We start from the raw sequence: 13847 nt of genomic DNA, 5'->3' as shown, positions 1-13847 counted from the left end.
ATCATGTCCGGGCACATTGACGGACCCTTTCGGCCGCATTAACTTCTGTGAGCGCTCTCCGACTTCGTGCCCGTCGCTCCCCCGGCCGTCAAGTCTCCGGAGGTCCCGTGAAGGCAGTCCGGTTCTTCGTCATCGTGCTCGCCGGAGCACTGTCGACAACGTTGTCAGTGCCTGCTGTGTCGGCTTCGCCGGAGGCATCCTCCCTCCCTCCGGTCCAGGCCGTCATGGCGCCCGTCTGCAACAGGTACTGCGACGGCCGCGATCCCGCCCTCTCCCCGCAGGACCGCGCGCCCGTGACCGCGGGCGTCTTCTCCCGTGTCATCGCCCTGCACTTCGACGACCAGGACGCGATGGGCTGGGCGTCGATCGACAACGGCAACGCCGGCGATGAGGTCTGGCTCGACCGGTCCTTCGACGGCGGCCGTACCTGGAGCTCGGGCAGCCGGCTCGGGGACGGCACCGTGCCCGCGGGCCTGCGCGGCCGGCGGACGCCGATGTACAACGTGGACGACTGGAACGCCCACGGCGTCGGCGCCCTGCGCGCCTGCGGCAAGGCCGGCGACCGGGCGGACTTCGCCTGCACCGCCTGGGCGCGCTCCACCTGGAACGCGGGCGAACGGCGGACCGCGGCGGCCACCGCGCAGATGCAGTTCTACGACTACGGCACCGGACTGTTCGACACGACGGGCTGGTGGAACTCGGCGAACGCCCTGACCGCGGTCATCGACAACATCCGTGTAACGGGCATGGCGAGCTACACGTACGCCGTCGCGCGCACCTACGACCTGAACATCAACGCCCAGGGCGGCCAGTTCCGCAACGGTTATCTCGACGACTCCGGCTGGTGGGGGCTGGCGTGGGTGGCGGCCTACGACCTCACCGGCGACAGCCGGTACCTGAGCACCGCCCGCGCGGACGCCGACCACATGGCCGCGTACTGGGACACCACCTGCGGCGGCGGGGTCTGGTGGAACACCTCGCGGACCACCAAGAACGCCATTCCCAACTCCCTGTACATCCAGCTCAACTCCGCGCTGCACAACCGGATTCCGGGCGACACCGGCTATCTGCAGCGGGCCCAGGCCGGCTGGTCCTGGTTCCAGCGGACCGGCCTGGTCAACTCCTCGCACCTCGTCAACGACGGGATCAGCATGTCCACGTGCAGGAACAACGGCAGCACCGTCTGGTCCTACAACCAGGGGACGCTCCTGGCCGGCCTCACCGAACTGCACCGCGCGACGAACGACGCGGCGGTCCTGGCCGCGGCCCGCCGGATCGCGGTCGCGGCGACGACGTCCACGGTCCTCAACACCGCCGACGGCATTCTCCGGGACCCCTGCGAGACGGGCGGGTGCGGCGCCGACGGCCCGTCCTTCAAGGGCGCTCACGTGCGCGGCCTGGCCCGGCTCGACGCGGCCCTGCCCGACCATCCGTTCACCGCCTACCTGCACCGGCAGGCGGATCGCGCGTACGCGGCCGACCGCAACCCGCTGGACCAGTACGGCCTGCGCTGGTCGGGCCCACCGGACGCGGCGGACGCGGCCCGGCAGCAGAGCGCGCTCGACCTGATGAACGCGGCGTCATGAGCCCGCGCACCAGGACGCGGCGGATCGGCGGCGCCCTCACCGTCACCCTCGGCGCAGCCGTGGCGCTGGCGCTGCTGCCTTCCGCAGCGCACGCCGCGCAGCCCGCCCCGCCGCCCGTCCTCCGGGTGATGCCGCTGGGCGACTCGATCACCTGGGGCGTCGGCAGCGCCACGAGCTCGTCGTACCGGCTGCCGCTGTGGAACCTGGTGGCCGGCCAGTCCCGCTACTCCGTGCGGCTCGTGGGCTCCCAGGCCTCAGGAACCCTGCCGGACTTCTCCAACGAAGGGCACAGCGGCTACACCATCGACCAGATCCGCAGCGGTGTCGACGGCTGGCTGGCGGGGACGCGGCCGGATGTCGTGCTGCTCCACATCGGCATCAACGACCTGGACCGCGGCATCGACATCGCCCATGCCCCGGACCGGCTCACCGCACTGGTCGACCGCATCTTCGCCGACCGGCCCGGCATCACCGTCCTCACCATGGGTCTGATCCCGACCACTCCCGGCCTGGAGACGCAGACCGGCGTGTACAACGCGCGGCTGCGGGCCCTGGCGGGCGCGGAGCAGCAGGCCGGCAAGGAGTTCCGCTACGTCGAGCCGCCCGCGCTGACCGCCGCGGAGCGGGTCGACCGTCTGCACCCCAACGACGCCGGTTACCGGCGCATGGCCCAGCCGTTCTACGGGGCGCTGGACCGGGCCTTCACCGATGGCTGGGCGGTGGGCGGAGCTCCGTTGGGCGCGGGGACCGAGGCGGGCGGTACGGGCAAGGTCCGCTGGGCCGACTTCGACGGTGACCGCAAGGCGGACTACCTGGCCGTCGCGAGCAGCGGCGCGGTCTCCGTGCACCTCAACCGCGGTGGCGACGGGCACGGCGGCTGGTCCGACCTGGGCCGGGTCGCCGCCGGTCTCACCACCGATCCCGCCAGGGTCCGGTTCGCGGACTTCGACGGAGACGGCCGCGCCGACTACGTCCTCATCAACGCCAACGGCTCGGTCACCGTCTACCTCAACCGCGGAGGCGACGGCCACGGCGGCTGGTCCTCACTCGGCCAGATCGCCACCGGCGTCACCACCGACGCCTCCAGGGTCCGGTTCGCGGACTTCGACGGAGACGGCAGAACGGACTACGTCCTCATCAACACCAACGGCTCGGTCACCGTCTACCTCAACCGCGGAGGCGACGGCCACGGCGGCTGGTCCTCGCTCGGCCAGATCGCGACCGGCGTCACCACCGACGCCACCAAAGTCCGGTTCGCGGACTTCGACGCGGACGGCCGCGCCGACTACAGCGCGATCGCCGCGAGCGGTGCCGTCCAGACGTACCTCAACCGGGGCGGTGACGGCCACGGCAGCTGGTTGTCGCTCGGCGGGATCGCGTCGGGCGTGACCAGCAACGCCGCACTGGTCTCCTTCGCCGACTTCACCGGTGACGGAAACGCGGACTACGTCCTCACCGAGGCGGGCACCAACGCCGCAGGTGTGTACAGCTGGAACGGCGGCGACGGTCACGGCGGGTGGACCGACCGCGGGCGTGTCTTCGCGGGAATCCCCATCGGCTGACCCGCCCAAAACGGCCTTCTGACACGGTGCTTGCATCATTGTTTGCCTTGGGTTTTGCCTTTGCGGTTCCTTTGCATTCGCCTTTGCGATCACCAAGTTGACAGGAGCCGCGCAGGCGTTGACGATGAGTGACGCCCCCAAAGCCCGCGTGCCCGAGACCGGTTTCTGACGGTCTCGAAGTTCACGCGATGGCGCGGGGCACCGTGCGGACACCGTTGCCTTTGGCGCGCCCGCCGTCATGAACTGTGTGGAGGAATCTGTGATATCCAAGCGCGGGCTGGTCGCCGCCACCGCAGCCGGGGCGGGCGCGCTTCTGCTCGCCACCGGTCCCGCCGTCGCCTGCAGCATCGGTGACTTCAGTGCGAACGCCGTAGCGGCGTGCGACACGAGCACCGGTACGCCGATGGCTGCGATCACGGTCACAGACAAGGACCCTTCGGGTACTCCGGCCGACATCTCCGTGGTGCTCCGCATGGCGTCCGGCATGGCGGGACCGGTGTTCGGCACCGTGCACATCGCGCACCCGACCGCGGCCGGGGTCACCAGGAAGATCCTCGTGGAGTGGGCTCCCGGATATCAGTGGTACGTCCAGGTGACGGCCGGAAACCTCGTCGCGCAGAACCTGGACGTTCTCCCCACATCCCCCGACACCGCCTGCACGGTCCCCACGAAGCCGACGACCACGCCGGCGAAGCCGTCGTCGACCCCGACGAAGGCCACACCCGTCTCCGCGACGCCGTCCACCACGCGTCCCGCCACGCCGTCCCCTTCGGACTCCTCCAGCGCAACGGTCCTCGCGACGACCGGTGGTGGCGGCGACAGCACGACGATCGCGGCGCTCGCCAGCGCGTTCCTCCTCGTCGGCGCCGGCGGTCTGTTCGTCCTGCGCCGCCGCGCCGACACGGGTAGGCACTGACACAGCACCCTCCGACGGCACAGCTCGCGGACGACACCTTCCCCCAGGCGCTCTGGGCGGTGTCGTCCGTGAGTGGTTAGCTGGTCACCGTCCGTAACGGATCGGTTCGCGGCCGCCAGGCCCTGTCGTCGAGGAGACACGTATGACCTACCGCTCGAAGCTGCGCGGTGCCGTGATCGGCGCCTGTACCGCGGCTCTGGTGGCGAGTTGTGGCCTGCTGGTCCTTCCGGCGCAGGCCGCCGACGGGGCGGCGCCCGCCACCGTGGCGGCCGTTCGTCAGGAGTCGAACGCCGTCAAGCGGGTCACAGCCTTCTACGACCAGTACCGGGCCGCCGTCGAAGGCACCAACCCGGCCATGAACCCGCGCGAGGTCCGCAACGAGTTCCTCACCCCCGCGCTGAACCACAAGCTCGATGCCTGGGCCGAGACGAACGTGGCCGACCCGGTCTTCCGAGCACAGAACGTTCCGGCCGACAGGTCCGTGCGGTACGAGGGCAGCGGCGCGGGCCACGCGACGGTGGTCGTGACCGAGTACTGGGGCTCCGGCTCCCCCACCGAGGTCTGGTACCGGGCCCCTCTCGACGGCTCCCGCATCTCCGACCTGACAGACCCGCCCTCCGCCTGACCCGGCCGCCTCCCCGCCCCCGGGCCCGGAGTCAGGTCCCGGGCAGCTGCTCCTGCTCGACATCATTGACCCCCGGCCGGGGCGCACTACGGGTATCAAGCTTGTTCCGGCACCCCTCCCCCAGCCCCCACAACCGCGATTCCCGATCGTTCAACGGCCGCCCACAGAGCCGACACAGCACCCGCGGACGCCCGCCGACCGGCTCGTCGGGGGTGGCGAAGCCGGGCAAGGTCGCGGGGTCGGAGTCCGGTTCGTGAAGCATGGCCCCAGGTCTATCAGCTCGCACCCCGGACCACCCGTCGCAACTGCTCGAAGGCGGTGGGGGTGGGCCGCCGCGGCAGGAAATCCCTGATCCGCCGGGCGCAGTCGAGCGGACCGGCCGCGCTGGTGTCGCACTCGACGTCGTAGATCCCATGGGCGTGGACCTGGGCGAGCTGGCCTGCGGCAAGACCCGGCGGGCGGTCGCCCCGCTCCTGCTCACGGCGTTCCAGTTCCTGCACGGGGCAGTGCACCCCGACCAGGACGACGTCCTCGGGAGCGAACAGGTCGAGACAGTCGAGCAGCCGCCACCGGGCGCTCAGGACATGGTCCACCACGACGTTGTTCCCGGCAGCCGCCATGCCGGCGACCGCACGGTGGTACCCCATCCAGGTGCGTTCGAGCATGGTCGGCAGCTGGTCCGGTCCGAGGTCCCGTCGTGATCGCATCGCGTGGAAGGCATCCACCGGCATGTGGAAATAGGTTTCGTCAAGGATGGCCAGCAGTTCCTTGGCGATGCTCGACTTCCCCGAACTCGACGTGCCGTTCAAGAAGATGATCAGGCCGCCGGGCGTCCTCGACGCTCCGGCCGGGTCGGCGGTCCCGTCGGGCCCGGCCTGTGGTGGAGCCGCCATCGTGTTGTCTCCCCCGCTCCGCGCGCTGCTGACGTCCGATCATGATGCCGGTCGGCGCCCCCAGAAGGACAGCGGCGTCCCCCATGGATGCCTGCGACAGCTCTTGGGGCCGTCCGGGCGGCCCGGTGGGGTGATCGCTGATCACTACTATCGGGCCCATGCCCAGTGACAGCGGGATCGTAGGCGCGGACACCGGCCTTCCGGCGAAGAGGGTCTCCTGGGTCGAGCTCTACTTCGACCTCGTCTATGTGTACGTCCACCGGCAGCGAACGCACTCACCGGCCGCCTGACGCCGGCGGACGACCCGACGACAGCCGCGACAGCCACGGCGGCCACGCGCCGCCGCCCGCCCGGGGGCTTCCGGGCGGGCGGCGTTACTGCGACGACAGGACTCAGGACCGCGCCTAGTTGAACGGGTCCAGAGTGATGTACGCCTGCTGCGGGTTCGAGTCGTTCACCAGCGACTCGTGGTTGCCGACGTCGTCGAAGGCGAAGGCGTACGCCTTGCCGTCGACCATCTGCGCGTGGATCTTCCGGGCGAAGTGGTTGGTCACCGCGTCCTGGTAGAAGCTCGCTGAGCTCGTGTCGGGCTGGTTCGCGTTGACGAGCAGCGTCGAGCGGTTGTACGCCGCGCACAGGGTGCGGGAGATCGGGCCGCGCACCAGGTCGTTCGGCGCGTCCAGCAGCTTGTAGCAGCCGAAGATGCTGTCGGCGTCGGGCTTCTGGAAGGTGGTGACCACCGCGCCTGAGCTGTTGGTGAAGTTCATGACGTTGCCGGAGACCTTGCCGAAGTACTTGGTGTTCGGCTGGTCGGCGAACGGCGTCACGGTCAGCGTGGAGCTCGTGTACTTGCTCCACACCCGGTTGATGTAATCGTTCATCACGGTGGCCGGCAGCGCGCCGGATTCGATGCCGTGGCCGGGCGCGAGCGCGCGCAGCACGGTGCCGTCGGCGCGGGTCTGGATCAGATGGGCCCAGCCGCCCGGTTGACCGCGCAACGCGCTGTAGAAGCCGTTGTATCCGCCCGGCTTGAGGTGGCCGGTGGACTTGGTCGAACCGTTGGGAAGCTTGACGCCTACGGCGTAGGGCGCCGAGAACATGTCGACCTGGGTGCTGTTGATCCACAGCCCGGAGTCGTTGAGCGTGTATTCGGACCAGTTGAAGAGAATGTTGTGGTTCGGGTCGCTGGGATTCTGCACGGCGGGCTGCACCAGCCCGCCGAGGGCCAGTTTGAAGACGAGCTTCTGGCCGTAGGAGAAGTAGACCCGTCCGGAGAACTTCGGCATCCGGAGCGTCATGGACTTGCCGTTGGCAGGTCCCGTGATCGCGGCGTCCGGCGCCGGGGCGGGGGGATTGGCACCGCCGGGCCAGGCGTGGAACGTACCGTTCGCGTCGGCCCAGCCCTGCCGGCCCGTCGAGAGCTGCGTCCCGAGGTTGTAGATGTAGATCTGCTCGCCGCGGCCGGAGTTGTTCGTAAAGGTGAGCGGAATCGTCGCGGGTATCGCGGCTCCGGCGGGCGCGATGGGCCCGATGGTGGCGAGACCTGTGCCGATGACCGCCGCCGATATCAGCGACACCAACAGCTTCCATTTTTTGGCGAACACGCTTGCTCCTTGCTCTTGCACACCACGTGGGGGGAGGTGGGGGGTCGGGGCCGGTACGGCCGCCCGGGGGCCGGCTCCTGGCCGGGTGGTCCGGACCACCCGGGCTGAGAGCGCTCTCAGAATGCGAGCGCAGCAGTGCCCTGTCAATGGTCCAGACAGAAACTGCTCCAACTCCGACAAGCCCCATGAGGAAGATCCCGGTTTGACGAACAGCCCGCCCGGGCCCGTACCGTCGACACGGTCGTCGACGCGATCGACGCCCTGCCGAACACCTATGAAGGAGCCTCACCCGTGGCCAAGCCGATCGTCGGGATCCTCCACCCGGGCAGCATGGGTGCGGCCGTCGCCGCCCAGGCCGCGACCCACGCGGCGACCGTGCTGTGGTGCCGAGCCGGGCGCAGTGAGCGGACCGTGGCCCGCGCCACCCGGTTCGGGCTGGAACCCGTCCCGACGGCGGCCGAGTTGCTGGAACGGGCGGACATCGTCATCAGCCTGTGCCCGCCGGCCGCGGCCGAGGACGTGGCGCGGGAGGCCGGCACGCACGGGTTCGAGGGCCTGTACGTGGAGGCCAACGCCATCTCGCCGGAGCGCATGGAGCGGATCGTGGGCCTGCTGCCGGAGGCGCTGGTCCTCGACGGCGCGGTGACCGGGACTCCCCCGTCCGGCCGTGAGGCGCCGACGCTCTACCTCTCAGGGCTCGCGCCCGCGGCGGCCGTCGTGGAGAAGCTCTTCGCCGGAACGGACGTGACGACGAAGGTGCTCGGAGCCGAGGTCGGCCAGGCCTCCGCACTCAAACTCGCCTATGCGGGCCTTCGGAAGACGTCCGAGGTGATGGCCGCGTTGTCGCTCGGGATGGCACAGGAGCACGGCGTCGGGCAGGAGCTCATCGCCCTCACGTCGCGCCTCACCGGCTCCCCACTCGCCGAACCGGGTCGCATCGCGGGTACGGCCGCCCGGGCCTGGCGTTGGGGACCCGAACTGGAGGAGGCTGCCGACCTGGCGGCCGCCGCCAGCCTGCCGGACGACCTGCTGCGGGCAGCCGCCAGCACCCTCGCCCGCTGGAACGACAGCAAGGACGACGACTCCCTCAGCGCCGAGGAGGCCCTGCGGCGGCTTCGCCGCGCCTGACCGTCGTCGCAGCGCCGTGGAGCGGAGGTGGCGGCAACCGGCGGAAACACCGCGCCACCGTCCGCCCCGCCAACTGCCCGCCGGTGGCCCCGCTCAGCCGAGTGGGATCGTGAAGTCGTCCTCGACCGGCGGGGCGACTTCCTGCTCGCGGTAGCCGGTCGCCGCGAAGCACCGGATCCGCAGGTCCTGCGGGGTGACGTCCAGGCGCAGGAAGCTCTTGAAGAACGGCGGGGTGTACGTCACCGAACCCGGTGAGAGCACCTGTGTGTAGATCTTGCGGACCGGGAGCCGGAACCAGGACCTGCCGTGCGGACGGGAGGGCACCCCGAGAAGGGAGGCGACCAGCCGGGTCCGCAGGGTCACCGCAGCCGTCGTCGTGCGCGTCGGGGGAATGCCGAGCCTTTTGGCGATGACCGCCGACGCCTGCTCGGAGGTGAGTGCGAAGAATCGTTTCATCCGCAACCGCCGACCGTAGAGCCCGCCGTAGAAGGCCAGTGAGTCCCCGCGCAGCGGATAGCAGCGGAAATCCTGCTCGGTGACTCCGGCCACCGTCACCCGCGGAATGATGTGGGTGGCGTGCATGAACGCTCCGCCGCCTCCGGAGACGACGTACTCGATGGTGCGGCCGTCCACATCCACCGGATAGTGCTGGTAGTTGTGGATGTCACCGCCGATGGCCGCCACATAGTGGCAGTCCGCGTCGCGGACTATCTCATCGACGGTGCCGCCGCCCTCGATGGCGCACGGATGGTACTTGTCGTCCACGTATATCGGTGAACCGGTCACGAGGATCTTGGGCCTGGGGCCCTGGGAGACGCGGCGCAGCCACTCCCCCTGCTCCTTGTCGATCCCGCCCAGCAGCCCGGTGTCGATGCCGATGATGCGCAGCGGCCCCGAATCGATGGCCCAGTACGGTCCGGGCTGCTCGGACTGTTGCGCGGGGGCCGACCGCAGCGAGCGCGCCTCCGCCAGCCGCTGCTCGTCGGCGGCCGCCGGGCTCTTCCACAGCAGCGTCCGCCACCAGCCGGCCGACAGGACCTTCGGGCGGGCGGCCGCGGGCAGCGCCAGTGCCTCGCAGAAGACCCGCATGAATCCCGTCAGACCGTCGTACCAGTCGTGGTTGCCGGGTATCGCGTAGATCGGCGCGTTGTAGTCCCGGTAGGGCCGGAAGAACTTGGGCCCGTAGTCGTCGGCGCTGCCGACGGGGTAGATCACGTCACTCGACAGCACCGCGAACCGGGAGCCCTCGCCCGCCTCCAGCAGTCCGGGAACCACGGCGTACTGGGGCGCGTCGCCCTCGCCGGTGTCCGCGATGAGCATGAAGGAGTACGTTTCCGGGTCGTCCCGCTCGATGACGAAGTCCGCCGGGACCCCGCGGTCTAGCTGCCCGGCCACCCAGCGTTGTCGTTCCTCGTTGGTCGGGTCACCGAAGAGGGAGGCGAGCGGTCCGTTGCGGGCGCTCCACAGGGTCGCCGGGTTCAGCCAGGAGAGCTTTTTGACCCGCTCCGGCATCAGGCTCTCGAACTGGCCGGGCTCCTGGCCGTGCCATCCGGCACCGGCCGCTGAATCGCGCGAAGAAACTGACACCGGCGCACCCTAGCAACCCCCCGTCCGGCGAACCGATTTGGAGCCCGTTCCCGGTTCGTCGCGAGGAACCGCAGGGAGTGGCGGGGAGCCGCAGGCGGTCGGAGCGGCGGCGCGGGCCGCGTCCGGACAACGTCCGTCCGGGCCCGCGCCGCGGCTCCCGCAGTTGTCACCGTTCGCGGCTACGCCTCGTCCGCGGCGGCGTAGATGGCGGCCACATCGAGCTTCTTCATCCCGAGGACGGCCGACATCGCCCGCTGGGCGCGGCCGGGGTCCGCGTCGTTCAGCAGCTCGTCCATTCCGGCGGGGACGACCTGCCAGGACAGCCCGTACTGGTCCTTCAGCCAGCCGCACGGGCCCTCCTCGCCGCCTTCGGAGAGCTTGCTCCAGTAGTGGTCGATCTCCTTCTGGTCGGCGCAGTTGATCATCAGCGAGACCGCCTCGGTGAAGGTGAACTCCGGACCGCCGTTGATCGCGATGTACTCCTGGCCGTCGAGCACGAAGGCGACCGTCAGCACCGTTCCCGCCGGCCGCGGACCGGCGTCGTTGTAGTGCGTGATGCTCGTGATCTCCGAATTCGGGAACACGGAGACATAGAACTCGGCGGCCTCCTTGCCCTCGGTGTCGAACCAGAGGTTGGGGGTGATCCGCGGCATGGGACTCTCCTCGCTTCGTCGGTGTTCTGCCCTGCTCCTGTATTGACCGTCGCACCGGTCGAAAGTCATCGCTACTCAGGAAGAAAATGTGGGAGCCCGGGTGGCGGGGCAGGGCCCGCCCCGACGGGCCGGTCCTCGACCTTCCCTGCCAAGACGCCCGATAGCGGCGAGGATGGGAGAACGACCTCGTCAGGAGATGCCATGACTGATGCAGCACACCGTCATGCCGGCCTTCGCCGGTCCGCCGCCGCGCTCCAGGCCGAGCTGGTGGCACTGCGCCGGGCGCTGCACCGGGAGCCGGAGATCGGACTGGACCTGCCGTTGACGCAGGCCAGGGTGCTGGCCGCGCTGGAGGGGCTGCCGCTGGAGATCACCCTCGGCAAGCAGCTCTCTTCCGTCACCGCCGTGCTGCGTGGCGCGCTGCCGGGACCTGTGGTGCTACTGCGCGGGGACATGGACGCGCTGCCGGTGCAGGAGTCCAACGACGTGCCGTACGCCTCCGCCGTGGCCGGGGTGATGCACGCCTGCGGCCACGACCTGCACACCGCGGCGCTGGTCGGCGCCGTACGGCTGCTCTGCGAGCGGCGCGACGAGCTGGCCGGGACGGTGGTGTTCATGTTCCAGCCCGGCGAGGAGGGCCTGGGCGGCGCCCGGCTGATGATCGAGGAAGGTGTGCTGGAGGCAGCGGGGAGCAGGCCCGTCGCCGCGTACGCCCTGCATGTCGCCGCCTCGCAGCTGCCCAACGGCTGGGTCGCCACCCGCCCCGGACCGATCATGGCTGCGGCCGACACCCTCACTGTGACGATGCACGGACGCGGCGGGCACGGCTCCAGTCCCCATCTCGCCCTGGATCCGATCCCGGCCGCCTGCGCGGCCGTCACCGCACTGCAGACCATGGTGACCCGCCGTTTCGACGCGTTCGATCCGGTCGTGGTCAGCGTCGGCAGCTTCCACGCCGGCACCGCCGAGAACGTCATCCCGGACGAGGCGGTCTTCGGCACCACCATCCGCTCCTTCTCGCCCGAGGCGCGGGCCCGCGTGCTGGAGGAGGCGCCCCTGGTCGTCCAGGGAATCGGCCGGGCACACGGGCTGACGGTGGAGGCGGTCGTCACCGAGGGCTACCCGGTCACCGTCAACGACCCCGAGGAGATGGCCTTCGCGGCCGAGACGGCCCGCCAACTCCTGGGAGCGGGCCGCTACCTCGACATGCCGCGCCCGGTCGCCGGCTCCGAGGACTTCGCCGTCGTCGCCGAACTCGTCCCGTCGGCCTATCTGATGCTCGGCGCCTGCCCGGCCGACCGCGACCCGTCCACCGCCGCGTACAACCACTCCCCGCAGGCCGCCTTCGACGACTGCGTCCTGGGCGACGCGGCGGCGCTCCTCGCCGAACTGGCGCTGGGCCGGACCGTCAGAGGCTGAGAGCCTGCCGAGGGAATCGGGTGGCGGACCGTCCGCGGCCCGGCAACTCGCCGACGACAGAAGGACTTCGGGTACTCGTCGTCGCGGACGCGGAATTCCGGCTGCGCGGGCAACGGCAGCCATGGCAACGGACGACGACGGCCCCGGAGCTCCGGAAGAGCGACGGGGCCGTCGTAGGACGAGACGAGTACGGGTTTCAGTGCGCCTTTTCGTATGCCTCGCGAACCGCCGCGGGGACGCGCCCGCGGTCGTTCACGTCATAGCCGTTCTCCTTGGCCCAGGCCCGGATCTTGGCGGTGTCCTCGGAACCGGCGCCGGCGAGCTTGCGCGGTCCGCTCGCGCCCTTGTTCCGGCCCACCTTGTGTCCGGCCGCAATGAAGGGGTTCAGCGCTTCGAGAAGAGAGTCGAAGCTGTCAGGGGCGAGGTCGATTTCATAGACAACGCCATCAACGGCGAACGTGTGAGTGGCCGCCTCCGCCGACTCTTTGCCGGTGAGGTCGTCGGTGTAAATGGTTACGATTTTCTGAGCCATAGGCCGCAGATTAGCAGTAATGCGGGGGGTCGTATAGAAATCACTTACCGTCCGCTCACGTGTACGGACGGGTAGCACGACAGAGCGATCCGGTGCTGCGCCCGGGCCGCTATAGGAGCTCCCTCCGGCTCCGCATAGCGCCCCGCCGGGAGTTCACGGACGGCCGCCCGAACTATGCGGGAAGCGCGGGGAGTACGTAGGCCCGCACAAAGTGCGTTTCCACCCGAGCATGGAGCAGATGCCCAGCGATGGCCTTATCGCCTGCTATCGCCAGAACGGCATGAATGTGAACGTCGCCGTCCCGGATCTCCCCCGTTCCGCCGAGTTCGGCGGGACAGGTGTAGTACGTGCGCTGATCCTTCGTGGCATCGGTCCCGGACATCGTCGAGACGGTAAAAGCGTCCACCGCGCCGATCAGGGACACGATGGCCCCGTCCGCGATGCCCGCAGTCGCCGCCTGGTCCGCTATCGACTCCATCAGCTCGCCGCGGCGTACCTCGAATACGTGCATACGATCACTCCCCAGCGCAATGCGGGCTACGGACCCGGAGCCTATCGGCGCGTCCCGCGGCCGCGGGTGGATTTCCTCCATCGACGTGGCCGCACCGCTTCAGGGCTTCTTCCCGCCTCCTCTGGGTCTCTTCCCGGCCGCTTCCCGGAGAATCGGCGGCTCACGCGATCGGAGCGGCATCCTTTTCCGTGCGCCCGCTCGGACCGCCGGACGATTCCCGCCACTCCTCGCGCAACATCCCGAACAGCACGTTGTCGTACCACTCCCCCGCCACCAGCACGGCTTCCCTTCGCCGGCCCTCCTCACGGAACCCGGCCTTGGTGAAGGCGCGGACGGCCCGCTCGTTGCCGCTCCAGGTGTCGAGTTCGACCCGGTGCAGTCGGCAGGTGTCGAAGAGATGCCCCACGAGCAGGCGCAGCGCTTCGGTCCCATGTCCCCGGCCCCAGCGGTCCCGTTCACCGATGGTGATGCCGACCGTGGCCCGCCCCGCGAACGGGTCGAGGTCACGGTAGTCGGCCATGCCGATCGGCCTGCCGCCGACCAGGTCCTCCACGGTGAAGACCCGTGAGTCGGCGGGATCGAGGCCCAGCATCGTGTCGAAGCCGCGCTCCACGGCGACCCGGGTGACGGGGCCGAAGCGCGGATCGCCGCCGGTGGCCCAGCGCACCACCTCCGGGTCGTTGCGCCAGCGGACGTGATGGTCCAGGTCCTCCGCGTGCAACGCGCGGAGTCTCACCAGGTTTCCTTCGATCATCAGCGCATCGTAGATCGCCGCAGAAGCGGGGCACCAACCGCTGGACAGATAGTCGTCGCGCAGATAATCTATGGATA

15 protein-coding genes are annotated in these 13847 nt (G+C 69.8%); 7 read left to right on the top strand and 8 right to left on the bottom strand.

Annotation, left to right across the window (positions count from 1 at the left end; all coding sequences use genetic code 11):
* Window positions 1–224: 224 nt before the first annotated feature.
* From C8250_RS38270 to C8250_RS38255, 4 genes are all read left to right on the top strand, one after another.
* On the top strand, window positions 225–1586 hold the full coding sequence (locus C8250_RS38270; protein ID WP_138358543.1) for a glycoside hydrolase family 76 protein: 1362 nt from the start codon (window positions 225–227) through the stop codon (window positions 1584–1586).
* The gene (locus C8250_RS38265; protein ID WP_138358507.1) at window positions 1583–3148 is read left to right on the top strand and encodes an FG-GAP-like repeat-containing protein; all 1566 of its coding nucleotides are present in this window, start codon (window positions 1583–1585) and stop codon (window positions 3146–3148) included. Before C8250_RS38270 ends, C8250_RS38265 begins: the two co-directional genes overlap by 4 nt.
* A 259-nt stretch (window positions 3149–3407) precedes the next feature.
* The gene (locus C8250_RS38260) at window positions 3408–4064 is read left to right on the top strand and encodes a hypothetical protein (protein ID WP_138358509.1); all 657 of its coding nucleotides are present in this window, start codon (window positions 3408–3410) and stop codon (window positions 4062–4064) included.
* 142 nt (window positions 4065–4206) lie between these two features.
* Window positions 4207–4689: a hypothetical protein gene (locus tag C8250_RS38255; protein WP_138358511.1), complete on the top strand. Its 483-nt coding sequence runs from the start codon at window positions 4207–4209 to the stop codon at window positions 4687–4689.
* A 31-nt stretch (window positions 4690–4720) separates the two neighbouring features.
* Here C8250_RS38255 and C8250_RS44090 read toward each other — a convergent pair whose 3' ends face one another.
* Together C8250_RS44090 and C8250_RS38250 are read right to left on the bottom strand one after the other, a co-directional pair.
* Window positions 4721–4951 (bottom strand): DUF6011 domain-containing protein, encoded by a 231-nt coding sequence (locus C8250_RS44090; RefSeq protein WP_244809639.1) that lies wholly within the window; start codon window positions 4949–4951, stop codon window positions 4721–4723.
* 13 nt (window positions 4952–4964) lie between these two features.
* The gene (locus tag C8250_RS38250; protein WP_138358513.1) at window positions 4965–5582 is read right to left on the bottom strand and encodes an AAA family ATPase; all 618 of its coding nucleotides are present in this window, start codon (window positions 5580–5582) and stop codon (window positions 4965–4967) included.
* 158 nt (window positions 5583–5740) lie between these two features.
* Between C8250_RS38250 and C8250_RS44580 the strand changes: the two genes are divergently transcribed.
* A complete protein-coding gene (locus C8250_RS44580) occupies window positions 5741–5872 on the top strand; it encodes a hypothetical protein (RefSeq protein WP_274599414.1) in 132 nt (43 codons plus the stop codon).
* A gap of 114 nt (window positions 5873–5986) precedes the next feature.
* On the opposite strand, the gene C8250_RS38245 is transcribed toward C8250_RS44580, so the two are convergent.
* Entirely contained in the window at window positions 5987–7150 is a 1164-nt protein-coding gene (locus C8250_RS38245) for a glycoside hydrolase family 64 protein (protein ID WP_244809918.1), read from the bottom strand.
* A gap of 327 nt (window positions 7151–7477) precedes the next feature.
* Here C8250_RS38245 and C8250_RS38240 point away from each other — a divergent pair, with 327 nt between their 5' ends.
* The gene (locus C8250_RS38240) at window positions 7478–8314 is read left to right on the top strand and encodes a DUF1932 domain-containing protein (protein ID WP_138358515.1); all 837 of its coding nucleotides are present in this window, start codon (window positions 7478–7480) and stop codon (window positions 8312–8314) included.
* A 93-nt stretch (window positions 8315–8407) separates the two neighbouring features.
* On the opposite strand, the gene C8250_RS38235 is transcribed toward C8250_RS38240, so the two are convergent.
* Entirely contained in the window at window positions 8408–9901 is a 1494-nt protein-coding gene (locus C8250_RS38235; protein WP_138358517.1) for a metallophosphoesterase, read from the bottom strand.
* A 179-nt stretch (window positions 9902–10080) separates the two neighbouring features.
* Complete coding sequence (locus tag C8250_RS38230) at window positions 10081–10554, bottom strand: VOC family protein (protein ID WP_138358519.1); 474 nt, start codon at window positions 10552–10554, stop codon at window positions 10081–10083.
* Window positions 10555–10755: 201 nt separating this feature from the next.
* Between C8250_RS38230 and C8250_RS38225 the strand changes: the two genes are divergently transcribed.
* A complete protein-coding gene (locus tag C8250_RS38225) occupies window positions 10756–11973 on the top strand; it encodes a M20 family metallopeptidase (protein ID WP_138358521.1) in 1218 nt (405 codons plus the stop codon).
* 196 nt (window positions 11974–12169) lie between these two features.
* Here the strand turns inward: C8250_RS38225 and C8250_RS38220 are convergent, their stop codons facing one another.
* From C8250_RS38220 to C8250_RS38210, 3 genes are all read right to left on the bottom strand, one after another.
* Entirely contained in the window at window positions 12170–12505 is a 336-nt protein-coding gene (locus C8250_RS38220) for an Lsr2 family protein (RefSeq protein ID WP_138358523.1), read from the bottom strand.
* A gap of 172 nt (window positions 12506–12677) precedes the next feature.
* Window positions 12678–13016, bottom strand: coding sequence for a DUF296 domain-containing protein (locus C8250_RS38215; RefSeq protein ID WP_138358525.1), 339 nt, complete (start codon window positions 13014–13016; stop codon window positions 12678–12680).
* A 160-nt stretch (window positions 13017–13176) separates the two neighbouring features.
* Window positions 13177–13770: a GNAT family protein gene (locus C8250_RS38210; RefSeq protein WP_138358527.1), complete on the bottom strand. Its 594-nt coding sequence runs from the start codon at window positions 13768–13770 to the stop codon at window positions 13177–13179.
* Between the last annotated feature and the right edge of the window lie 77 nt (window positions 13771–13847).

The organism is Streptomyces sp. So13.3, from assembly GCF_005860785.2.
GTDB classification, from domain to species: Bacteria; Actinomycetota; Actinomycetes; order Streptomycetales; family Streptomycetaceae; genus Actinacidiphila; species Actinacidiphila fildesensis.
Note: the sequence above shows the minus strand (reverse complement) of the source record. Positions and strands in the feature narration are given on the sequence as shown.